The 22,403-nt window shown below is 72.8% G+C and carries 22 protein-coding genes and 1 riboswitch; all 22 genes read left to right on the top strand.

The genetic code is table 11. From position 1 onward, the window contains the following. Positions 1–21: 21 nt before the first annotated feature. Complete coding sequence (locus B9P64_RS30525) at positions 22–1,062, top strand: LLM class flavin-dependent oxidoreductase (RefSeq protein WP_085315446.1); 1,041 nt, start codon at positions 22–24, stop codon at positions 1,060–1,062. Positions 1,063–1,076: 14 nt separating this feature from the next. After that, positions 1,077–2,540 (top strand): aldehyde dehydrogenase, encoded by a 1,464-nt coding sequence (locus tag B9P64_RS30530; RefSeq protein WP_085315447.1) that lies wholly within the window; start codon positions 1,077–1,079, stop codon positions 2,538–2,540. Positions 2,541–2,550: 10 nt separating this feature from the next. Further along, positions 2,551–2,865 carry an NIPSNAP family protein gene (locus tag B9P64_RS30535; protein WP_085315448.1) on the top strand — a complete coding sequence of 105 codons (315 nt, stop codon included), beginning with the start codon at positions 2,551–2,553 and terminating at the stop codon, positions 2,863–2,865. A gap of 46 nt (positions 2,866–2,911) precedes the next feature. Further along, entirely contained in the window at positions 2,912–3,943 is a 1,032-nt protein-coding gene (locus tag B9P64_RS30540; protein WP_085315449.1) for an ABC transporter substrate-binding protein, read from the top strand. A gap of 168 nt (positions 3,944–4,111) precedes the next feature. Continuing rightward, positions 4,112–4,909, top strand: a complete 798-nt coding sequence (locus B9P64_RS30545) for an ABC transporter permease (protein WP_235839915.1) — start codon at positions 4,112–4,114, stop codon at positions 4,907–4,909. Between the two features lies 1 nt (position 4,910). Then, on the top strand, positions 4,911–5,723 hold the full coding sequence (locus B9P64_RS30550) for an ABC transporter permease (RefSeq protein WP_085315451.1): 813 nt from the start codon (positions 4,911–4,913) through the stop codon (positions 5,721–5,723). After that, positions 5,710–6,813, top strand: a complete 1,104-nt coding sequence (locus B9P64_RS30555) for an ABC transporter ATP-binding protein (protein WP_085315452.1) — start codon at positions 5,710–5,712, stop codon at positions 6,811–6,813. The genes B9P64_RS30550 and B9P64_RS30555 overlap by 14 nt, the downstream gene beginning before the upstream one ends. A gap of 13 nt (positions 6,814–6,826) precedes the next feature. Next, positions 6,827–8,290 carry an NAD-dependent succinate-semialdehyde dehydrogenase gene (locus tag B9P64_RS30560; RefSeq protein ID WP_085315473.1) on the top strand — a complete coding sequence of 488 codons (1,464 nt, stop codon included), beginning with the start codon at positions 6,827–6,829 and terminating at the stop codon, positions 8,288–8,290. A 28-nt stretch (positions 8,291–8,318) separates the two neighbouring features. Next, positions 8,319–9,035: a GntR family transcriptional regulator gene (locus tag B9P64_RS30565; protein ID WP_085315453.1), complete on the top strand. Its 717-nt coding sequence runs from the start codon at positions 8,319–8,321 to the stop codon at positions 9,033–9,035. A 90-nt stretch (positions 9,036–9,125) separates the two neighbouring features. Then, positions 9,126–9,349: riboswitch (cobalamin riboswitch) on the top strand. Positions 9,350–9,415: 66 nt separating this feature from the next. Beyond that, complete coding sequence (locus B9P64_RS30570; RefSeq protein ID WP_085315454.1) at positions 9,416–11,242, top strand: TonB-dependent receptor domain-containing protein; 1,827 nt, start codon at positions 9,416–9,418, stop codon at positions 11,240–11,242. After that, on the top strand, positions 11,239–12,576 hold the full coding sequence (locus tag B9P64_RS30575; protein ID WP_235839911.1) for a cobyrinate a,c-diamide synthase: 1,338 nt from the start codon (positions 11,239–11,241) through the stop codon (positions 12,574–12,576). Before B9P64_RS30570 ends, B9P64_RS30575 begins: the two co-directional genes overlap by 4 nt. Further along, complete coding sequence (locus B9P64_RS30580; protein ID WP_085315455.1) at positions 12,573–13,139, top strand: bifunctional adenosylcobinamide kinase/adenosylcobinamide-phosphate guanylyltransferase; 567 nt, start codon at positions 12,573–12,575, stop codon at positions 13,137–13,139. Before B9P64_RS30575 ends, B9P64_RS30580 begins: the two co-directional genes overlap by 4 nt. Then, positions 13,136–14,086: an ABC transporter substrate-binding protein gene (locus B9P64_RS30585; RefSeq protein ID WP_085315456.1), complete on the top strand. Its 951-nt coding sequence runs from the start codon at positions 13,136–13,138 to the stop codon at positions 14,084–14,086. The genes B9P64_RS30580 and B9P64_RS30585 overlap by 4 nt, the downstream gene beginning before the upstream one ends. Before the next feature lie 8 nt (positions 14,087–14,094). Further along, the gene (locus B9P64_RS30590) at positions 14,095–15,093 is read left to right on the top strand and encodes a FecCD family ABC transporter permease (RefSeq protein ID WP_085315475.1); all 999 of its coding nucleotides are present in this window, start codon (positions 14,095–14,097) and stop codon (positions 15,091–15,093) included. Continuing rightward, on the top strand, positions 15,090–15,902 hold the full coding sequence (locus tag B9P64_RS30595) for an ABC transporter ATP-binding protein (protein ID WP_085315457.1): 813 nt from the start codon (positions 15,090–15,092) through the stop codon (positions 15,900–15,902). Before B9P64_RS30590 ends, B9P64_RS30595 begins: the two co-directional genes overlap by 4 nt. A 34-nt stretch (positions 15,903–15,936) precedes the next feature. Beyond that, positions 15,937–16,506 (top strand): cob(I)yrinic acid a,c-diamide adenosyltransferase, encoded by a 570-nt coding sequence (gene cobO, locus B9P64_RS30600; RefSeq protein ID WP_085315458.1) that lies wholly within the window; start codon positions 15,937–15,939, stop codon positions 16,504–16,506. 7 nt (positions 16,507–16,513) lie between these two features. Continuing rightward, on the top strand, positions 16,514–17,533 hold the full coding sequence (locus B9P64_RS30605; RefSeq protein ID WP_085315459.1) for a CobD/CbiB family cobalamin biosynthesis protein: 1,020 nt from the start codon (positions 16,514–16,516) through the stop codon (positions 17,531–17,533). Beyond that, complete coding sequence (locus B9P64_RS30610) at positions 17,526–18,563, top strand: aminotransferase class I/II-fold pyridoxal phosphate-dependent enzyme (protein WP_085315476.1); 1,038 nt, start codon at positions 17,526–17,528, stop codon at positions 18,561–18,563. The genes B9P64_RS30605 and B9P64_RS30610 overlap by 8 nt, the downstream gene beginning before the upstream one ends. Next, positions 18,560–20,044 (top strand): cobyric acid synthase, encoded by a 1,485-nt coding sequence (locus B9P64_RS30615; protein WP_085315460.1) that lies wholly within the window; start codon positions 18,560–18,562, stop codon positions 20,042–20,044. Before B9P64_RS30610 ends, B9P64_RS30615 begins: the two co-directional genes overlap by 4 nt. Beyond that, entirely contained in the window at positions 20,041–21,141 is a 1,101-nt protein-coding gene (cobT, locus tag B9P64_RS30620; RefSeq protein ID WP_085315461.1) for a nicotinate-nucleotide--dimethylbenzimidazole phosphoribosyltransferase, read from the top strand. The genes B9P64_RS30615 and cobT overlap by 4 nt, the downstream gene beginning before the upstream one ends. Positions 21,142–21,150: 9 nt before the next feature. Beyond that, entirely contained in the window at positions 21,151–21,969 is an 819-nt protein-coding gene (locus B9P64_RS30625) for an adenosylcobinamide-GDP ribazoletransferase (RefSeq protein WP_085315462.1), read from the top strand. 39 nt (positions 21,970–22,008) lie between these two features. Then, on the top strand, positions 22,009–22,403 hold a 395-nt coding region (locus B9P64_RS30630; RefSeq protein ID WP_085315463.1), incomplete at its 3' end, for a histidine phosphatase family protein.

Raw genomic sequence — 22,403 nt, 5'->3', positions numbered from 1 at the left:
TCCCAACCCAGGACGACCGACATGAAGTTCTCGCTGTTCCTCCAGATGGAACGCTATGACGCGCGCAAGCCGATGCGCGAACTGTTCGACGAGATGACCGAACTCGTGCTGATGGCCGAGCGCGGCGGCTTCGAGACGGTGTGGATCGGCGAGCACCACGGCATGGAATTCACCATCGCGCCCAATCCCTTCGCCCATCTCACCTATCTGGCGGCGCGCACCGAGCGCATCCGCCTCGGCACCGGCACGGTGATCGCGCCGTTCTGGCATCCGGTCAAGCTGGCCGGCGAGGCCGGTTTCGCCGATCTGGCGAGCGGCGGCCGGCTCGATCTGGGCATTGCGCGCGGCGCCTATCTGTTCGAGTACGCGCGGCTGTTTCCGGGGCTGGATGCGATGACCGCCGGCGCCCACATGCGCGAGATGGTGCCGGCGCTCAAGGGCCTGTTCGCGGGCGACTACGCCCATGACGGCGAGTTCTGGAAGTTCCCCGTCACCACCGCCGTGCCGCGCCCGGTGCAGCAGCCCGGCCCGCCGCTGTGGGTCGCCGCGCGCGATCCGCATTCGCACGACTTTGCCGTGGGCCAGGGCTGCAATGTGCAGGTCACCTCGCTGGCCTCGGGCGATGCCGAAGTCGCTTCGCTGATGGAGCGCTTCCGTGCCGCCTGCGCCAACCATCCCGAAGTGCCGACGCCGGAAATCATGATGCTGATGCACACCTTCGTCGGCGACGAGGCCGAGCTGGCAGCTGCCGCCGATGACCTGTGCCGCTGGTACTGCACCTTCTGGAAATGGGTGAAGCAGGAGCGCCCGATCGGCCAGGCCTTCATCGAGCCGCTGCGGCCCGAGGACATCGCCGCCTGCCCGCAGTTCGCGCCCGAGCGGCTGCGCGACAACCTGGTCATCGGCACGCCGGCCCAGGTGATCGAGCGCCTGAAAAAGTACGAGGCGCTCGGCTACGACCAGTACAGCTTCTGGATCGACAACGCGATGAGCTTCGAGCGCAAGGCGCGCAACCTGCAGCGCTTCATCGACGACGTGGCTCCGGCCTTCGAACGCTGTTGAAAGGGGAATCGGCGATGAAGCATTTCAGCCAGTACATCGACGGCGCCTTCGACGCCGGCAGCGCGCGCTTCGATTCGGTCAACCCGGCCACCGGCGAGGTGTGGGCGAGCATGCCCGCCGCCAGCGCCGGCGACGTGGACCGCGCCGTGCGTGCCGCGCATCGCGCCTTCGTCGACTCGGACTGGTCGCGCATGACCGCCAGCGCGCGCGGCCGGCTGCTGTGGAAGCTGGCCGATCTGGTCGAGCAGCAGGCGCCCCGGCTGGCCGAACTCGAGACCGCCGATACCGGCAAGATCATCCGCGAGACGCGGGCCCAGATCGGCTATGTGGCGGCCTATTACCGCTACTACGCCGGCATCGCCGACAAGCTCCAGGGCGCGCATCTGCCGGTCGACAAGCCCGATCTCGAAGTGTTTTTGCGCCGCGAGCCGCTCGGCGTGGTGGCGGCCATCGTGCCGTGGAATTCGCAGCTCTTTCTGTCGGCGGTCAAGATCGGTCCGGCGCTCGCGGCTGGCTGCTGCATCGTGCTCAAGGCATCGGAGGAAGGCCCGGCGCCGCTGCTGGAATTTGCCCGGCTGGTGCATGAGGCCGGCTTTCCGCCCGGCGTGGTCAACATCCTCACCGGCTTTGGCGCCGACTGCGGCCAGGCGCTCACCGCCCATCCGCTGGTGGCGCGCATCGCCTTCACCGGCGGGCCCGAGACCGCGCGCCATATCGTGCGCAACTCGGCCGCCAATCTCGCCGTCACCTCGCTGGAGCTGGGCGGCAAGTCGCCGGTGCTGGTGTTCGACGATGTGGACGTGGACAGCGTCTGCAATGCCATCGTCGCCGGCATCTTTGCCGCCAGCGGCCAGAGCTGCGTCGCCGGCTCGCGGCTGCTGGTGCAGCACGGCGTGCGCGCACGGCTGCTGGCGCGGCTGGCCGACCGGGCCCGTGCCATCCGCATCGGCGATCCGGCCGATCCGGCCACCGAGATGGGCCCGCTCGCCACCCGGCGCCAGCGCGAGCACATCGAGACGGTGGTGGCCGCCAGCCTCGATGCCGGCGCGCGGCTGGTCACCGGCGGCGTCACGCCGGCGGGCGCCGGCAACTACTACCCGCCGACCATCCTCGACTGCGCCAGCGCCAGCACGCCCTGCGTCGCGCAGGAGCTGTTCGGCCCGGTGCTCAGCGTGCTCGGCTTCGCCACCGAGGACGAGGCGCTGCGGCTGGCCAACGACAGCGAATTCGGCCTGGCCGCCGGCGTGTTCACGCGCGATCTGGCGCGCGGCCACCGGCTGGTGCGCGGCATCCGCGCCGGCATCGTCTGGGTCAACACCTACCGCGCGGTCTCGCCCATCGTGCCCTTCGGCGGCTACGGCCTGAGCGGCCTGGGCCGCGAAGGCGGCTTCGAGGCGGTACTCGAATACACCCGCACCAAGTCGGTCTGGATCAACACCTCGGACGCGCCGGTGCCCGATCCCTTCGTGATGCGCTGAGGAGCCCGCCATGTTCTACGAGATCCGCACCTATCAGCTGCGCACCGGCACGCTGCCCGACTACCTGCGCCTGGTGGGCGAGGAGGGCATCGAGCTGCAGAAGAAGCATCTCGGCCAGCTGGTCGGCTACTTCCATACCGACATCGGGCCGCAGAACCAGATCGTCCACATCTGGGCCTACGCCAGCCTCGACGAGCGCGAGGCGCGGCGTGCCGCGCTGGCCGCCGATCCGGCCTGGCAAGCCTTTGCACCGCGCATCCAGGCGCTCATCGAGACGCTCGACAACCGCATCCTCAAGCCCGCGCCGTTCTCGCCGCTGGGCTGACGCTTTCCGCCAATCCATCCACCGATCGCAGCAGGAGTCCCAGACCATGAAGGCAGTTTCCCGCAAGACCCTCGTCGCCGGCGCGCTCGGCATCGCGGCCGCGCTCGGCCTCGGCGCCGCATTTGCCGACCAGGAAAGCATCGTGTTCACCAGCTGGGGCGGCAGCACGCAGTCGGCGCAGAAGAAGCACTGGGCCGACAGCTTTGCCGCCACCTCGGGCGTGGCCGTGAAGCAGGACGGCCCGACCGACTACGGCAAGTTCAAGGCAATGGTCGAAAGCGGCAACGTGGCCTGGGACGTGGTCGATGTGGAAGGCGACTTCGCCGCCCGCGCCGCCCGGGACGGCCTGCTCGAACCGATCGACTATGCGGTCGTGCCCAGGGACGGGCTCGATCCGCGCTTCAGCTCGCAGTACGCGGTCGGCAGCTTCTACTACTCGTTCGTGCTCGGCTTCAACAAGGACGCCTACAAGAGCGCGACGCCGCGCGGCTGGGCCGACCTGTTCGACACCAAGGCCTGGCCGGGCAAGCGCACCCTCTACAAATGGTCGGCGCCCGGCGTGCTCGAGATCGCGCTGCTGGCCGACGGCGTGCCGGCCGACAAGCTCTATCCGCTCGACCTCGACCGCGCCTTCCGCAAGCTCGACAGCATCAAGGGCCAGATCGTCTGGTGGACCGGCGGCGCGCAATCGCAGCAGCTGCTGGCCTCGGGCGAGGCGCCGATCGGCATGTTCTGGAACGGCCGCGTGCATGCGGTGGAAGGCAGCGCCAATGTCGGCGTGTCGTGGGAGCAGAACCTGACCGCCGCCGACATGCTGGTCGTGCCCAAGGGCAGCAGGCACAAGGCCGCCGCGATGAAGTTCCTGGCCCTGGCCAGCTCGGCCAAGGCCCAGGCCGGCTTCGCCACCGAGACCGCCTATGCGCCGATCAACACCGGCGCCAAGGCGCTGATGGCGCCGGCCGCCGCCCGGCTGCTGCCTGATCAGTACGCCGCCAGCCAGATCAATCTCAACCTCGCCTACTGGGCCGAGAACCGCGACGCGATCGCCAAGCGCTGGTACGCCTGGCAGGCGCAGTAAGCCGCGCCCGAGCACCGGCCCGCGCGGGCGCGCGTCTTGCTGCGCGCCTGCCTGCCCAACCGCCTCACGCCTTCCCGCCCGATGTCCACCGAAACCCTTCCCGCTCCCGTGACCGCACCCAGCCTGCCGCGCCTGACGGCGCAATCGAAGACCGGCTTGCGCTGGGTCATGCCCGCGCTGCTGCTGCTGCTGCTGTTCTTCGTGCTGCCGGTCGTCAGCCTGCTGCTGCGCAGCTTTACCGAGCCGCAGCTCGGCGTGCAGAACTATGCCGAGCTGATCGCCGGCGGCAGCTATCTGCGCGTGCTCGGCAACACCTTCCTCGTGGCGGCGGTCGTCACCGCGGTCACGGTGGCGGTCGGCTTTCCGGTGGCCTGGCTGCTGGCGCTGCTGCCGCGCGGCTGGAGCGCGCTGCTGTTCGGCGTGCTGCTGCTGTCGATGTGGACCAATCTGCTGGCGCGCACCTATGCCTGGATGATCCTGCTGCAGCGCACCGGCCTCATCAACCGCACGCTGATGCAGCTGGGTCTGATCGACACGCCGCTGGCGCTGGTCAACAACCTGGTCGGCGTGACCGTGGGCATGAGCTACATCATGCTGCCCTTCCTGGTCATGCCGCTGCACACCACGCTGCGCAACATCGATCCCTCGATCCTGCGCGCGGCGGCCATCTGCGGCGCGACGCGCTGGCAAGCCTTTGCACGCGTGCTGCTGCCGCTGGCGCTGCCCGGCATCGCGAGCGGCGCGCTGATGGTGTTCGTGATGTCGCTCGGCTATTTCGTCACGCCGGCGCTGCTCGGCGGCACCTCGCACATGATGCTGGCCGAGCTGATCGCCCAGCTGGTGCAGTCGCTGCTCGACTGGGGTCTGGCCGGTGCCGCCGCGGTGGTGCTGATGACCGTGACGCTCGGCCTTTACGCATTGCAACTGCGGCTGGTGGATGGCGCCGGCAGCAGGGGAGGGCGCTGACATGCTGCTCGACTTCGACCGCCTGGGCTGGCCGCTGCGCACCGCGCTGATCGCCATCGGCCTGGCCACCGGCCTGTTCCTGCTCACGCCCATCGTCTTCATCGGCGCGCTGTCGTTCGGCTCGTCGCAATGGCTGGTGTTTCCGCCGCCGGGCTGGACGCTCCAGTGGTACGAGGAGCTGTTTGCCGACAGCGGCTGGGCCGTTGCGGCGTTCAACAGCTTCAAGGTGGCGGCCATCGTCACCGTGCTGTCGGTGGGCCTCGGCTTCATGACCGCGCTGGCGCTGGTGCGCGGCAGCTTTGCCGGCCGCGCCGCGCTGCGCGCCTTCTTCCTCACGCCGATGGTGCTGCCGGTGGTGGTGCTGGCGGTGGCGCTCTATGCGGTGTTTCTCAGGATCGGGCTGACCGGTTCGCTGCTCGGCTTCGTCATCGGCCATCTGCTGGTGGCGCTGCCGTTTTCCATCATCACTCTCGGCAATGCGCTCGAAGGCTTCGACTTCGCGCTGGAGGATGCGGCGCTGGTCTGCGGCGCGAGCCGGCTGCAAACCCGGCTGCGGGTCACGCTGCCGGCGATCCGCTCGGGGCTGTTCTCGGCCGCCGTGTTCTCGTTTCTGGCGTCATGGGACGAAGTGGTGCTGTCGATCTTCATGGCCACGCCCGGCATGGAAACCCTGCCGGTGCGCATCTGGAGTTCGCTGCGCCAGGACCTGTCGCCGGTGATCGCCGCCGTGTCCACGCTGCTGATCGGCTTCACCCTCGTGCTCATGCTGCTTTCCGTCGTGCTCCGCAAAGGCAAACAAGATGGCCTCCGATAACGCTTCGCCCTTCCTCGCGATCCGCGGCCTGCGCAAGACGTATGGCGACGCGGTGGCGATCGAACACCTGTCGCTCGACATCCGGCGCGGCGAGTTCATGACCTTTCTCGGGCCGTCCGGCTCGGGCAAGAGCACCACGCTCTACATCGTGGCCGGGTTCCAGGACCCGACCGAGGGCAGCGTGGCGCTCGACGGTCGCAACCTGCTGGCGGTGCCGCCCAACCAGCGCAACATCGGCATGGTGTTCCAGCGCTACACGCTGTTCCCGCATCTGACGGTGGCCGAGAACGTGGCCTTCCCGCTACGGGTGCGCAAGCGGCCCGAGGCCGAGATCAAGGCCCGCGTCCAGCAGATGCTGGCGCTGGTGCATCTGGCCGACCTGGGCGGCCGCATGCCGGCCCAGCTGTCGGGCGGCCAGCAGCAGCGGGTGGCGATCGCCCGCGCGCTGGCCTACGACCCGCCGCTGCTGCTGATGGACGAGCCGCTGTCGGCGCTCGACAAGAAGCTGCGCGAGGAGTTGCAGGACGAACTGCGCCGCATCCACCGCGAGACCGGCGTGACCGTGCTCTACGTGACCCACGACCAGGAAGAGGCGCTGCGGCTGTCCGACCGCATCGCGGTGTTCAGCAAGGGCCGCATCGAGCAGTGCGACAGCGGCGCCGCGCTGTACGAGGCGCCAGCCTCGCGCTTCGTCGCGAGCTTCCTCGGCAATTCCAACTTCCTGCCGGTGACGGTCGAGGCGGTCGCCGGCGGCGCGGCCGAGCTGGCGCTGCCCAACGGCCTGCGCGCCGGCAGCGTGCCGCTGCACATGCCGATGGCGCGCGGCGCCAGCGCCACGCTCATGCTGCGGCCCGACCGCATCCGCGTGCTGCCGGCGCCGGCCCGCACCGACGGCCCGGGCATCGAGGTGCGGGTGCGCGACGTGAGCTACCTTGGCGACAGCCTGCATTACGCCGTCGTCACGCCGTGGGAGCAGGAAATCTCCATCCGCCGCCCGCTCGGCGACAACCCCGAAGCCGCCGCCGCCATCGGCGACCATGTGCGCATCGAATGGGACCCGGCGCGAGCCCGGGTCTATGCCGCCGCCTGAACACGAAACCCTCATGCCCAACACTTCTTCGCTCCAGCTTTCCGACCCGACCCTGCTGCGCCAGCACTGCCTCATCGATGGCGAATGGCTCGACGGCGCCGACCGCATCGACGTGATCGATCCGGCGCGCGGCACGCGGGTGGCACGCGTGCCCCGGCTCGGCACAGCCGAAACCCAGGCCGCCATCGCCGCCGCCGAACGCGCATTGCCGGCCTGGCGCGCGCGCACCGCCGACGAGCGCGCCACGCTGCTCATGAAGCTGCACGACCTGCTCATCGCCAATGTCGAGGATCTGGCCCGCATCCTGACGGCCGAGCAGGGCAAGCCGCTGGCCGAGGCGCGCGGCGAAATCCGCTACGGCGCCGGCTATGTGCGCTGGTTTGCCGAGGAAGCCCGGCGCATCTACGGCGAGACCATTCCCGCGCCGAGCGCCGACAAGCGTCTGGTGGCGATCCGCCAGCCGGTCGGCGTGGTCGCCGCGATCACGCCCTGGAACTTCCCCAACGCGATGATCGCCCGCAAGCTCGCGCCGGCGCTGGCGGCCGGCTGCACGATGGTGCTCAAGCCGGCCGAACTCACGCCGCTGTCGGCGCTGGCGCTGGCCGAGCTGGCCCAGCGCGCCGGCATTCCGCGTGGCGTGTTCAACGTGCTCACCGGCGATGCGCCGGTCATCGGCGCCGCGCTCACCGCCAGCCCGGCGGTGCGCAAGCTCACCTTCACCGGCTCGACCGGCGTCGGCAAGCTGCTGCTCGCGCAATGCGCCGACACGGTCAAAAAGGTGAGCATGGAGCTCGGCGGCCATGCGCCCTTCATCGTGTTCGACGATGCCGACCTCGACGCGGCAGTCGATGGCGCGATGGCAGCCAAGTACCGCAACTCGGGCCAGACCTGCGTCTGCGCCAACCGCTTCATCGTGCAGGCCGGCATTCACGATGCATTCGTGCAAAGGCTTGCCGAACGCGCCGCCGCGCTCCAGGTCGGCGCCGGCGATGCCGACGGCACCACGCAAGGCCCGCTCATCGATGCGCGCGCCGTGGCCAAGGTCGAGGCCCATGTGGCCGATGCGGTCGCGCTCGGCGCCCGCGTGGTTACCGGCGGCATGCGCCATGCGGCCGGCCCCAACTTCTATGCGCCCACGGTGCTGGCCGGCGTCACGCCGGCGATGCGCATCGCGCGCGAGGAAACCTTCGGCCCGGTCGCGCCGGTGTTCCGGTTTGACAGCGAGGCCGAGGCGCTGGCCCTGGCCAATGCCAGCGACAGCGGGCTGGCCGGCTATTTCTTCACGCGCGACATCGGCCGCGCCTTCCGCGTCGCCGAGGCGCTCGAAACCGGCATGGTCGGCATCAACACCGGCCTCATCTCCAGCGAAGTGGCGCCGTTCGGCGGCATCAAGCAGTCGGGCCTCGGGCGCGAAGGCGGCCGCGCCGGCATCGAGGACTACCTGGAGATCAAGTACCTTTGCTTCGGCGGAATCTGACTTGCCAGACCACAACAGGGAGAACCGGATGACCAGGGCCGTCGGCTCACTGAAGATCGACCGCAGCAAGAAGACGCTGCGCGAACTCACGCTCGAAAAGATGCGTGCGGCCATCCTCGACGAGTACTTCAAGGCCGGCGAGCGGCTGGTGGAGCGCACGCTCTGCGACGAGCTGGGCGTGAGCCGCACCATCGTGCGCGAGGTGCTGCGCCACCTTGAAACCGAGGGGCTGGTCGAGTCGCTGCCCAATCACGGGCCGGTGGTCGCCACCATCGATACCGACACCACGCGCCAGATCTACGAGATCCGCGCGCTGCTCGAAGGCCATGCCGCCGCCGCCTGCGCGCGCCGGGCCGATGCCCAGGTGGTGGCCCGGCTCGGCGCGACCATCATGCTCATCGAGGCCGCCTTCGCGACCGGCGACCATGCGGCGGTGCTGGCCGAGACCGGCCGCTTCTACGAGCTGATGTTTGCCGCCGGCGGCGAGACCGTGGCCTGGGGCATCGCCCAGTCGCTCAATGCGCGCATCAACCGGCTGCGCGCCATCACCATCGCCACGCCGGGGCGCGGCGTGACGGCGGTGGCCGAGATGCACAAGCTGCTCGCGGCCATCCGCGCCGGCGACGCGCCGGCCGCGCAGGAGGCCGCCGAGGCCCATGTGCGCAGCGTGGCCGAGATCGTGATGCGTCTGCTCCAGCCGGCCGACGAGGCGCCCGCCGCCAGCCCGCGCGTGCGCGCCGCCTGAGGCCGCCGGGCTGCATCAATTGCCGGCGCCAATTGGCGCGGCATTTTCCGTTGCGCAATTGCCGGGGCGCCTCAATTGCGCCAACTGCGGTATCCTCGCCGCCGTTGGTGCTCTGCAATTCGCTCGCGATTGCAAGTTAAACGGGAATCAGGAAAGCCGGCAATTCCGGCTTCAACCTAGCTGCCCCCGCAACGGTAGGCAAACAAGCCCAGTCTTAGCTCTCGTCCACACGCCACTGCCGGCAATTTGCCGGTGGGAAGGCGGCGAGGGTTGCATTTGCCAGCCCGGATACCGGCCAACAAGGCGGCACGCCATTGCGTGCCATTGCGCTCATGCACCGTCGGGGAAGGCGGTGAGGGCAATCCGAATTGGCTATTCCCATGACATTCCCTTGCGGGCGCGCAATTGCGTCCCTTCCGGCGCTGGCCGCGCTGTTCGTCGCCCATTCCCAATCCGTTCAGGCCCAGACCGCCCGGCTCGCCGAGGTGGTGGTGACCGCCAGCCGCGCCAGCCAGCCGCTGGCCGAGGTGGTGGCCGACATGACGGTCATCGACCAGACCACCATCGAGAACAGCGGCGCGGCCGCCGTGGCCGATCTGCTGGCACGCGTGCCGGGCATCGAGATCGCGCGCAACGGCGGGCCGGGCGCGACCACCAGCGTGTTCGTGCGCGGCGGCGAATCGCGCTTTACCGCCGTGTTCGTGGACGGCGTGCGCATCGATTCGCAATCGACCGGCGGCGCCAACTGGGAGTCGATCCCGCTGGCGCGCATCGAGCGCATCGAGGTGCTGCGCGGCCCGGCCGCCGCCATCTACGGCTCGGACGCCATCGCTGGCGTGATCCAGATCTTCACCCGGCGGGGCGAAGGCGCGTTCGCGCCGGTGTTGACGGCCGGCGTGGGCAACCACGACAGTGCGCGCGTCGAGGCCTCGGCCAGACAGGGCGGCGAGCTGCTCGACTGGGCCGCCGGCCTCGGCCGCAGCACCAGCGAAGGCTTCAGCGCCCGCAGCGGCGCGCGCGCCAATCCCGACCGCGACGGCGCCTGGAGCAGCTCGGCCAATGCCCGCGTGGGCCTGCGCCCGGCCGCCGGCCAGCGGCTGGAAGCGAGCCTGCTCTGGAACAGCCTCGACGCCCAGTACGACAGCTCGCGCACGGCCGACGATCGCTCGCGCCAGCGCCTGCTCACTACCGGCCTCGACTGGAGCGCGCGCTGGGCCGACGGCTGGAGCACCCATGCCAGCGCCAGCGAAAGCCACAGCCGCTATCAAACCGCGCCGTCGGTCTATTCGACCGAAACCCGGCTGCGCAATTACCTGCTCGACAATGCCTGGCAATCGGGCGCGCAGCGCGCCAATTTCGCGCTGGAACGCCGCGAGGATCAGCTCGACAATTCCAGCATTTCGCCCAGCCGCAATGACCGGAGCCAGAATGCGGCGATTGCCGGCTATGGCTACAGCGAAGGCGCGCATGTGCTGCAACTCAATGCGCGGCGCGATGACGACAGCGAATTCGGCGCCAAGACCAATGGCGCAATTGCCTATGCCAATTCATTCGCGGCCAATTGGCGCGCGAGCGCTTCATTCGGCACGGCATTTCGCGCGCCGACGCTTTATCAGCGCTTCAGCGAATACGGCGATGCCAGCCTGCGGCCCGAAGTCAGCCGCAATCTGGAGCTGGGCCTGCGCCATCGGCGCGGCAGCGACGAGATCGGGCTGGTGGCCTACCGCAACCGGCTGAGCAATCTCATCGCCTTCGTCGGCAGCGGCAGTTGCGCATCCGAATTCGGCTGCTATGCCAACACCGCGCGCGCCGAGGTCGAGGGCGCGACGCTGAGCGGCGCAACCCGGCTGGCCGAGCTGAACCTGACCGGCTCGCTCGACTGGCAGCTGCCGCGCGACAGCGACACCGGCCTGCTGCTGCGCCGGCGCGCGCGCTTGCACGGCAATGTCGCGGCCGATACCCGGTTCGCCGACTGGACGCTCGGCGCCAGCGTGCAAGCCTCGGGCAAGCGCTGGGACGATGCCGCCAACCGCCAGGCGCTGGGCGGCTATGCGCTGCTCGGGCTGCATGCGCGCACCGCGCTCACGCGCGAGCTGTCGCTGCTGCTGCGCGCCGACAACCTCGCCGACAAGGCCTACGAGACCGCGCTTGGCTATGCGACCGGCGGCCGGCTGCTTTATGCCGGCCTGACCTGGGCGCCCAGGTGACGGCTACGCCGGCCGTCGCGCGCTGCCCGGCGCTGCTGGTCGCCGCGCCGGCCTCGGGCCAGGGCAAGACCACGGCGGTGGCGGCGCTGGCGCGGCTGCATGCGCGCGCCGGCCGCCGGGTCAGCGTGTTCAAGGTCGGGCCCGATTTCCTCGATCCGCTCTGGCACACGCTGGCCAGCGGCCGCACCACGCACCAGCTCGATCTGTGGATCGACGGCGCGGAGCAATGCGCGACCCGGCTGCATGCGGCCGCCGGCGAATCCGACCTGATCCTGGTCGAAGGCGTGATGGGCCTGTTCGACGGCGAGCCGTCGGCGGCCGATCTGGCCGCGCGCTTCGGCCTGCCGGTGCTGGCGGTGATCGACGCCAGCGCGATGGCCGGCACCTTCGGCGCGCTGGTGCACGGCCTGCGCCATTACCGGCCCGGGCTGCCCTGGGCCGGCGTGCTGGCCAATCGCGTGGCCGGCGCGCGCCATGCCGACATGCTGCGCGACGGCCTGAGTGACATCGGCGACTGGCTCGGCGCCCTGCCGCGCGGCGAGGCCTACGTGCTGCCCGAGCGCCATCTGGGCCTGACCGTGGCCGACGAACTCGCCGACGCGCCGGCCCGGATCGATGCCGCCGCCGATGCGCTCGCGCGCACGCCGCTCGGCCAGCTCGCGCCGGCCGAACTGGCGCGGCGCTGGTCGGTCGACTTCGCCGCGCCGCCGGCCCGGCCGGCCGTGCCGCCGCTGCTGGCCGGCCGCACCGTGGCCGTCGCGCGCGATGCCGCCTGCTGCTTCCTCTATCCGGCCAATCTCGCCACGCTCCAGGCGCTCGGCGCGCGGCTGGTGTTCTTCTCGCCGCTGGCCGATGCGGCGCTGCCGGCCTGCGACGCGGTCTGGCTGCCCGGCGGCTATCCCGAGCTGCATGCCGAGCGGCTGGCCGCCAACCATTCGCTGCGCGCCAGCCTGGCGGCGCATGTGGCGGCCGGCCGGCCGGTCTGGGCCGAATGCGGCGGCCTGATGCTGCTGTTCGACAGCCTGACCCTGGCCGATGGCAGCGCGCATGCGATGTGGGGCCTGCTGCCGGGCGCGGTGGCGATGCAGCGCCGGCTCGCCGGGCTCGGGCCGCAGCGCCTGCTGCTCGACGGGCGCGAGCTGCGCGGCCACAGCTTTCATTTCGCGCGTGCGGTGAGCCCGCTGGCGCCGGTGGCGCGCACCGAGCCGAGCCACGGCAGCGGCCACGGCGAGGCGGTCTACCGGCGCGGCGCCATCGCCGCGAGCTTCTTCCATCCGAGCTTCGCGTCCTCGCCCGAGGCCACGGCGGCGCTCTTTCTGCCGCGCGCGTCATGACCGACATCGCCAGCACCGAACTGATCCTGGGCGGCCAGAAGAGCGGCAAGTCGCGCCGCGCCGAGCAGCTGGCCGAGCGCTGGCTGGCGGCGGCGCCGGCGCGCGAGGCCTGCTTCATCGCCACCGCGCGCGCCGGCGACGACGAGATGCGTGCCCGCATCGAGCGCCATCGCGCCGACCGCGCAGCCCGGCTGCCGCGCATGGTCACGGTCGAGGCGCCGCTGCAACTCGGCGCGACGCTGGCCGCCGAATCGCGCCCGGGCCGGCTGGTGGTGGTCGACTGCCTCACGCTCTGGCTCGCCAATCTGCTGCTGCCGGCAGCGCCATCCGAGCCCGCCGATCCGGCGCCGGAAATCGCCGCGCTGCTCGATGCGCTCGGCGCGGCGCGCGCGCCGGTGCTGCTGGTCGGCAACGAGATCGGCCTCGGCGTGATTCCGCTCGGCCGCGAGACCCGCGCCTTTGTCGATGCGCTCGGGCTGCTCAACCAGCGCGTGGCCGCCGCCTGCGCCCGCGTGACGCTGATGGCCGCCGGCCTGCCGCTCACGCTCAAGGAGGCGCGGTGAGCAGGCTCGGCCGGGTCGCGCTGCTGGCGCTGGCGCTGGCGCTGGCCGCTGCCGCGCCGTTTGCGCGCGCCGCCGACGCCGCGCCCGGCGCCCGCGCTGGCGCCAGTGCCACCGCCATCGAGCTGACCGACGACGCCGGCAGCCGCCTGAGCCTGCCGGCCGCGCCGCGCCGCGTGGTCAGCCTGCTGCCCTCGCTCACCGAGACGGTCTGCGCGCTCGGCCAGTGCGCGCGGCTGGTCGGCGTCGACCGCTACTCAAGCTGGCCGGCCGCCACGGTCGCCGCGCTGCCGCGCGTGGGCGGCGGGCTCGATCCCAACATCGAGGCCATCGTCGCGCTGCGGCCCGATCTGGTGCTCGCCGCCACCTCGTCGCGCGCCAGCGATCGGCTGCGCGCGCTCGGCGTACCGGTGCTGGCGCTGGAGCCGCGCAGTCAGGCCGATGTGCAGCGCGTGATCGGCAAGCTGGCAGCGGCGCTCGGGTTGCCGGCCGCCGACGGCGCGCGCCTGTGGCAGCGCATCGACGGCGAGCTCGCCGCCATCGCCGCCACGCTGCCGGCCGGCGTGCGCGGCGCGCGCGTGTATTTCGAGGTGAACCGCGCGCCCTATGCGGCCGGCGCCAGCTCCTTCATCGGCGAGACGCTGGCGCGGCTCGGCGCGGTCAACATCGTGCCGGCCGAGCTCGGCCCTTTCCCCAAGCTCAATCCCGAATACGTGGTGCGCGCCGATCCCGAAGTCATCATGGTCGGCGACCGCAATCACACCGGCATGGCCGACCGGCCCGGCTGGGCCGGCATCCGCGCGCTGCGCGAAGGGCGGGTCTGCGTGTTCGCGCCCGAGGCTTCGGATGCGCTGGTCCATCCCGGCCCGCGCCTGCCCGAGGCGGCGCGGATCATGGCCGACTGCCTCGCCGCCAAGGCGCCCGGCGTGACGCGGAGCGCGCAGCCGTGAGCGCCGGCATGCCGCGCCAGCGTCGCGCAGCGCGGCTTGGCGGCGTCGGCCTCGTCGCGGGGCTGCTGCTGATCGCGCTTGGCGCCAGCATCGGCAGCACCGGCTTCGAGGCGGCCTGGCGCGCGCTCGACGACGACTTTGCGCGCCGCATCGTGCTCGACATCCGGCTGCCGCGTTCGCTCGGCAGCTGGCTGGCCGGCGCGCTGCTCGGGCTGGCCGGCGCGATCGCGCAGGGGCTGTTCCGCAATCCGCTTGCCGATCCCTATCTGCTCGGCAGCGCGTCGGGTGCGTCGCTCGGCGTGGCGACGGCGCTGGCGCTGTTCGGCGGCAGCCCGATGACGGTGCAATGGCTGGCACGCCTGGGCCTGACCGGCGCGGCCTTTGCCGGCGCCACGCTCGCGGTGCTGCTGACGCTGGCGCTGGCGGGCGGCGTGCAGCACCGGCTGCGGCTGCTGCTGGCCGGCGTGATCGTCGGCGTGGTGCTGGGCGCATGCAGCTCGCTCATCAGCCTGCTGTCGCCCGAGATTCTTCAGGCGATGCAGGCCTTCATGCTCGGCTCCACGGGCTTTGTCGGCTGGGCCGCCTGCGGCGTGATGGCCGGCGCGCTGGCGCTCACGCTGGGCGTGGCGCTCGCGCTCGCGCGCCTGCTCGATGGGCTGGCGCTCGGCGAGGCCACGGCCGCCAGCCTGGGCCTGCCGCTTGCGCCGATGCGCGCCGCGCTGGTGGCCACGCTGGCGCTGGCGACCGGCGCGGCCGTGGCCCAGACCGGGCTCATCGCCTTCGTCGGGCTGGCGGCGCCGCATCTGGTGCGCGCGCGCATCAAGACCACGCATGCGCCGCTGCTGGCGCTGTCGGCCATCACCGGCGGCGCGCTGCTGCTGGCGGCCGATCTGCTGGCGCGGCTGCTGGTCGCGCCGCAGGAGCTGCCGGTCGGCATCCTCACGGCGGTGCTGGGCGGCGGCTATCTGCTGTGGCTCATGCATCGCGGCGCGGGGCTGCGCGAATGACCGCGCCGCTCGCAGGCACGGCCAGCGTGCCGGCCGGAACGGCCGCCGGCCCGGCGCTCGAAGCGCGCGCGCTCGGCGCCCGGCTCGGCCGCGCCCAGGTGCTGCACGGCATCGACCTGAAGCTGGCCGCCGGCCGCTGGACCGCCATCGCCGGGCCCAACGGCGCCGGCAAGAGCACGCTGCTGCGCGCGCTCGCCGGGCTGCTGCCGCATACCGGCACGGTGCTGCTGCACGGCGATCCGCTCGACCGGCTCGACCGCCGCAGCCGCGCGCGCCGGCTGTCGTGGCTGGGCCAGAACGAGGCCGGCGCGCCCGACCTCACGGCGCTGGATGTGGCGCTGCTCGGCCGGCTGCCGCATCAGGGCTGGCTCGCGCCGCCCGGCCCGGCCGACCACGCGGCAGCCGAACGCGCGCTGCGCGCCACCCAAGCCTGGGACTGGCGCGACCGGCCGCTCGGCCAGCTGTCGGGCGGCGAACGCCAGCGCGTGCTGCTGGCGCGCGCGCTGGCGGTCGAGGCCGAGGTGCTGCTGATGGACGAACCGCTCGCCAACCTCGACCCGCCGCATCAGGCCGACTGGCTGCGCCTCGTGCGCGAGCTGGTGGCCGCCGGCCGCACCGTGGTGAGCGTGCTGCACGAGATCACCTTCGCCCTCCAGGCCGACGACCTGGTGCTGATCGACGCCGGCCGCGTCGTGCATCGCGGCGCCTGCGCCGACGCCGCCACGCATCGCGCGCTGGAGGCGGTGTTCGCGCAGCGCATCGCGATCCGCACCGTCGACGGCCGGCGCGTCGCGCTGCCGCTGCCCTGAGCCCTTTCAACCGCATCGCCCCGAGGCAATCGCCATGCAGATCGAAACCCCGCCCACCGACAAGCCCCGCGAACCCGAGCGTGCCGAGCGGCGCGGGCTGGTCATCGTCAACACCGGCGACGGCAAGGGCAAGAGCACGGCCGCCTTCGGCCTCGCGCTGCGCGCCTTCGGGCGCGGCAAGGCGGTCAAGGTCTGGCAGTTCATGAAGGTGCCGAGCGCGCGTTTCGGCGAGCACCGCATGTTCGAGCGCATCGGCCTGCCGGTGGAGGGGCTGGGCGACGGCTTCAGCTGGAAGAGCCACGACCTGGAGCATTCGGCGCAACTCGCGCGCGACGGCTGGGCCAAGGCGCGCGACAGCATCCTCGGCGGCGAGCTGTTTCTCGTGGTGCTCGACGAGATCACCTATCCGCTCATCTACGGCTGGCTGCCGCTCGACGAGGTGCTCGACACGCTGCGCAACCGGCCCGCGCATGTGAGCGTGTGCCTGACCGGCCGGCGCTGCCCGCCCGAGATCGTCGCGCTCGCCGATACCGTGACCGAGATGACGAAGGTGAAGCACGCCTTCGACGCCGGCATCCCGGCGCAGCGCGGCATCGAGGATTGAGGCGGCGATGACGCCCTGGCTTGCGCTCTGCGTCGCGCTGGCGGTGGACGGCTGGCTCGGCGAGCCGCCGGCGCGGCTGCATCCGGTGGTGGCGATGGGGCGCTGGCTGGGCTGGGCCGGGCGGTGGATTGCGCCGGCGGTGGTTTCCGGCGCGCCGCCCGTTGCCGGAGCTGCCGACGCCGCTGCTGAAGTCGCGCAGCCCGCCGCCGCCGACTGGCCACGCTTCTTCGCCGGCGCACTCGCGTGGAGCCTCGGCGCCATCGCCGTCACCGCGCTGGCCGTCGTCGCCGAGCGCGCACTGTTCGCGCTGGCCGCGCCGCTCGCCGTCCTCGGCCTCGGCCTGCTGCTCAAGCCGATGCTCGCCTGGGCCATGCTGCGCGACGAGGTGCTCGCGGTCGAAGCCGCGCTCGCCACTTCGCCTGACGCCGGCCGCGCGCGGCTGGCCCGGCTCGTCAGCCGCGATGTCGCCACGCTCGACGACGCCGCCGTGCGCGAAGCCGCCATCGAGACGCTGGCCGAGAACCTCAACGATTCGGTCGTCGCGCCGCTGTTCTGGTTCTGCGTCGCCGGCCTGCCGGGCGCCGCGCTCTACCGCTATGCCAACACTGCCGACGCCATGTGGGGCTATCGCGGCGCGCGCCACGGCCGCGACTGGACCTGGGCCGGCAAATGGGCCGCACGCGCCGACGATGCGGCGTCTTGGCTGCCGGCGCGGCTGACGGCGGCGCTGCTCTGCGCGGTGGCACCGGCAGCGGCCCGCCCGCGCCATGCAGAACTGGCCCGCCAAGCCCGCGTCACGCCCTCGCCCAACGGCGGCTGGCCGATGGGCGCGATGGCGCTGGCGCTCGGCCTGCGGCTCGGCAAGCCCGGCGTCTACATGCTCAACCCGGCCGGGCGCGCGCCGGCGCCGGCCGACATCGCGCGCGCCTGCCGCCTGGCCGGGCGCGTGCTGCTGACGCTGCCGCCGCTGGCCGGCGCGGGCCTTGCGCTCGGCGCGCTGCTGCAAGGGCTGGCCGACCATGCCTGACCGCAGCCAGCCCAACGCCGCGCCGGGCCCGCCCGCGCGCAGCCACGGCGGCCCCGACGCAGCCGGCCCGCTGCCGCACGACTTCTCGACCAACGCCAACGCCTGCGGCCCCTGTCCGACGGCGCTCGACGCCATCCGCCGCGCCGACTTCGCGCGCTATCCCGATCCGGCCCATACCGCGCTGCGCGCCGCGCTCGCCGCGCGGCACCGCGTCGCGCCCGACCGCATCCTCATCGCCGCCAGCGCCAGCGAATTCATCCAGCGCATCAGCGCCCATGTCGCGCGCCGAGCGGCCGGGCAGGGCGCCGATGCACCTGCCGTGTGGCTGCCGCCCCATGCCTACGGCGACTACGCCCATGCCGCGCGCGCCCACGGCCTCGCGCTCACCGCCGAGCCGGCGCGCGCCGCGCTCACCTGGGCCTGCGAGCCGTCGAGCCCGCTCGGCCAGCCCGAACCGGCGCTGCCGGTACTGGCCGCCAGCGCCCGCGCCGACCGCATCGACATGCTCGACTGCGCCTATGCGCCGCTGCGGCTCGACCCGCCCGACGCGCCACGCGACCCGCACGGCTGGCAGCTGTGGACGCCGAACAAGGCACTCGGCCTGACCGGCGTGCGCGCCGCCTACGTGGTCGCGCCGCGCGCCGCCGATCCGGCCGATCTCGCGGCGCTCGACGCACTCGCGCCGTCCTGGCCGCTCGGCGCCGACGGCGTCGCGCTGCTCAGCGCCTGGACCCGGCCCGAGACCCAGGCCTGGCTCGCGCGCAGCCTGCGTCTGCTCGCCGACTGGCGCGCACGCCAGCGCCAGCTCTGCCGCGAGCTGGGCTGGACCGTGTTGCCGAGCTGCGCCAACTTCTTCTGCGCCCGGCCCGACCGCGCGCCCGACCCGGCAGCGCTTGCCGCCCACGGCGTGCGCCTGCGCGACACCGCCTCCTTCGGCCTGCCCGGCCATGTGCGCCTGGGCGTGCTGGCGCCGGCCTCGCAGGACGCGCTTGCGCGCGCCTGGCGCCCACTCCAGAAAGCCCGACCATGACCGCCACCTGCGTGATGGTGCTCGGCACCACCAGCGGCGCCGGCAAGAGCTGGCTCGCCACCGCGCTGTGCCGCCATTACGCGCGGCGCGGCCTGCGCGTCGCGCCGTTCAAGGCGCAGAACATGAGCAACAACGCGCGCGTGGTCGCCGGCCCCGACGGCGGCGAAGGCGAGATCGGCTCGGCCCAGTACTTCCAGGCACTCGCCGCGCGCGCCCGGCCCGACGTGCGCATGAACCCGCTGCTGCTCAAGCCCGAGGCCGACACGCGCAGCCAGGTCGTGCTCATGGGCCGCGCCAGTGCCGAGCTGTCGGCGCTGCCGTGGCGCGGCCGCTCGGAGCGCGTCTGGCCCCAGCTCGCTGACGCGCTCGACGCGCTGCGCGCCGACAACGACGTGGTCGTGATCGAAGGCGCCGGCTCGCCGGCCGAGATCAACCTGATGGCGAGCGACGTCGTCAACCTGCGCGTCGCCCGCCATGCCGATGCGCGCTGCCTGCTCGTCACCGACATCGACCGCGGCGGCGCCTTTGCGCACCTGTACGGCACCTGGGCGCTGCTGCCCGAAGCCGACCGCGCGCGCATCGCCGGCTTCGTGCTCAACCGGTTTCGCGGCGATGCCAGCCTGCTCGCGCCCGCGCCCGACATGCTGCGCGAACTGACCGGCATCGCCACCGTCGCCACGCTGCCGATGTGGCGCGAGCACGGCCTGCCCGAGGAGGACGGCGTGTTCGACGACCGCGCCCACGCGAGCGGCGACGTGCGCCTGACCGTCGCCGTCATCGCCTGGCCGCGCATCAGCAATCTCGACGAATTCCAGCCGCTCAAGAACCTGCCCGGCCTGCGTCTGGTGTGGGCGCGCCGCCCCGCCGAACTGGCCGGCGCCGACTGGATCGTGCTGCCCGGCTCCAAGGCCACGACGGCCGATCTGGCCTGGCTGCGCGCGCAGGGGCTGGACGCGGCCATCGCGCGCCACGCGGCCGCCGGCGGCGCGGTGCTCGGCATCTGCGGCGGCTTGCAGATGCTGGGCGCGACGCTGCACGACCCGCTCGGCGTGGATGGCGCGGACCCGGCGCCCGCGCCCGGCGCCGCCGCCGCACCCGTCGCGGGCCTCGGCCTGCTGCCGCTCGCCACCGTCTTCGCGCGCGACAAGACCGTGCGCCGTGCCCGCGTGCGCTTCGGCGCGCTCGCCGCCGGGCCGTGGGCCGCGCTCGCCGATCTCGACGCAGACGGCTACGAAATCCACCACGGCCACACCCGCGCCACCGGCCCCGACGCGCGCGAAGTCATCCCCGGCCTCGCCTGGCAGAACGCGCGCGGCAATGTGCTCGGCTGCTATGTCCACGGCCTGTTCGAGGACGCCGCCGTGCTGCGCGCGCTGTTCGGCGCCAGCGCGCCCACGCTCGACGCCGTGTTCGACGGCCTCGCCGACTTCCTCGAACGCCATGCCGCTCCCGGCCTGCTCGACCAGCTCATCCGCCCATGACACCCGACCTCCCGCCCATCCCCGACCTGCACGACCCGCTGCTCGACAGCCGCCTGCGCGAGCGCCTCGACCAGCTCACCAAGCCGCTCGGCGCGCTCGGCCGCATCGAGGCGCTGGCGCTGCGCATCGGGCTCATCCTCGGCAGCGCGTACCCGCGGCTGGTCGCGCCGCAACTGCTGGTCTGCGCCGCCGACCACGGGCTGGCGGCGCGCGGCGTCTCGGCCTATCCCAGCGACGTGACCTGGCAGATGGTCGAGAACTTCCTCGCCGGCGGCGCGGCCGTCAGCGTGCTCGCGCGCCAGCACGGCATCGCGCTGACCGTGGCCGACTGCGGCGTGCGCCACGACTTCGCGCCGCGCCCGGGCCTGGTCGTGTGCAAGCCGGCCGCCGGCACCGCCGACGCCTTCGACCAGCCCGCGATGACCGCCGCGCAATGCGCCGCCGCGCTCGGCAACGGCCGCGATCTGGTGCGCGCGCTGCCCGGCAATGCGCTGCTGCTCGGCGAGATGGGCATCGGCAACACCTCGGCCGCCGCGCTGCTGCTCGCGCGGCTCGCCGGCCACGACATCGCCGATTGCACCGGCGCCGGCACCGGCCTCGACGCCGCCGGCATCGCGCGCAAGACCGAGGTGCTGCGCGCCGTGCTCGTGCGCCATGCCGACGCCACCGCGCCGCTCGACGCGCTCGCCGCGCTCGGCGGCTTCGAGATCGCCACGCTCACCGGCGTAGTGCTCCAGGCCGCCACCGAGCGCCGCGTGATCGTGGTGGATGGCTTCATCACCGGCGCTGCCGTGCTGGTCGCGGCGCGTCTCGCGCCGAGCGTGCTGCAACGCTGCGTGTTCGCGCACCGCTCGGGCGAGCGCGGCCACGGCCTGATGCTCGACGCGCTCGGCGCCGAACCGCTGCTCGATCTCGGCCTGCGCCTCGGCGAAGGCTCGGGCGCGGCGCTGGCCTGGCCGCTGCTGGTGTCGGCCTGCACGCTGCTGGCGGAGATGGCCAGCTTCGCGTCGGCCGGCGTGGCGCAGGCGGATGCGGCGCCCGCTGCCGAGGCCGCCGCCGCGCCCGTCGGAGCGAACGCCGCCGACCGCACCGCCTGAGCGCGCACCGTGGCCGACTGCCTCCGCCGCTACCTGCTCGCGCTCCAGTTCTTCACGCGCATCCCGGTCACCGGCCGGCTTGCCGCCTGGGTCGGCTTCAGCCCCGAACTGCTGCGCGCCAGCGCCGGGCACTTTCCCGGCGTGGGCTGGCTGATCGGCGCGCTCACCGGCGGCGCGCTGTGGGCGGCGCTCGCGCTGCTGCCGGCGCGACCGGGCGCCGCCTTCGTCGCGGCCGCGCTCGCCACGCTGCTCGGCGTGCTGCTGACCGGTGCCTTCCACGAGGACGGCCTGGCCGATCTGGCCGACGGCCTGGGCGGCAGCGCCGACCGCGAGCGCGCGCTGGACATCATGAAAGACTCGCGCATCGGCAGCTTTGGCGCGGTCGCGCTGGTGCTGGCGACGGCGCTGCGGCTCGGCCAGCTCGCGCTGCTGGCGCAGGTCGATGCGCGGCTCGCGGCGCTCGGGCTGTTCGCCGCGCAGGTCGTGTCGCGCGGGCTGCCGCTCGTGCTCATCCGCACGCTGCCGCATGTGGGCGACACGGCGCGCAGCAAGTCCAAGCCGCTGGCCGATCGCATCGGCAGCGGCGCGCTCGCCACCGGCGCCGCGTGGATGCTGGCCGCGCTGGCGCTTGCCGCCGGACTCGCCAGCCGGTTCACCGCCGCGCCAGCGCTTGCATGGGCCGCCGCCACGGCCGGCGCGCTGCTGGCCCTCGGCTGGATGTGGCGCCTGCTCGCGCGCCGGCTGCAAGGCTTTACCGGCGACGCGCTCGGCGCCACTCAGCAGGTCTGCGAGCAGGCCTTCCTGCTCGGCCTGCTGCTCGCGCTGTGAGGCCGGCGCGATGAGCGATGGCGCCATGAGGTCGGCGCGATGACCGGCCGCCTGATCCTCGCGCGCCACGCCCGGCCGCGGGTCGAGCCCGGGCTGTGCTACGGCCGGCTCGATGTGCCCGCCGATCCCGTCGCCACGCAGGTCGCCGCGCAGGCGCTGGCTGACTTCGTGCCGCCGGGCCTGCCGGTGCGCGTGTCGTCGCGGCTGCGCGCGCGCCAGCTTGCCGACGCGCTGCATGCGCTGCGGCCCGACCTAGTGCCGCAGATCGACGCTCGCTTCGACGAGATGGATTTCGGCTGCCATGAAGGGCGGCGCTGGGCCGACATTCCGCGTGCGGCGGTCGATGCCTGGGTTGCGGATTTCGCTTGGCATCGGTTTGGCGGGGTGGAGTCGGCGCAGGAGGTGGTGGCGCGCGTGGCGGCGGGGTTGCGGGC

The sequence above is a fragment of the Derxia lacustris genome, from assembly GCF_002105195.1.
Taxonomy (GTDB): Bacteria; Pseudomonadota; Gammaproteobacteria; order Burkholderiales; family Burkholderiaceae_E; genus Derxia; species Derxia lacustris.
The sequence above is the reverse complement of the archived record's forward strand: the minus strand, read 5'-3'. Positions and strand labels throughout refer to the sequence as shown.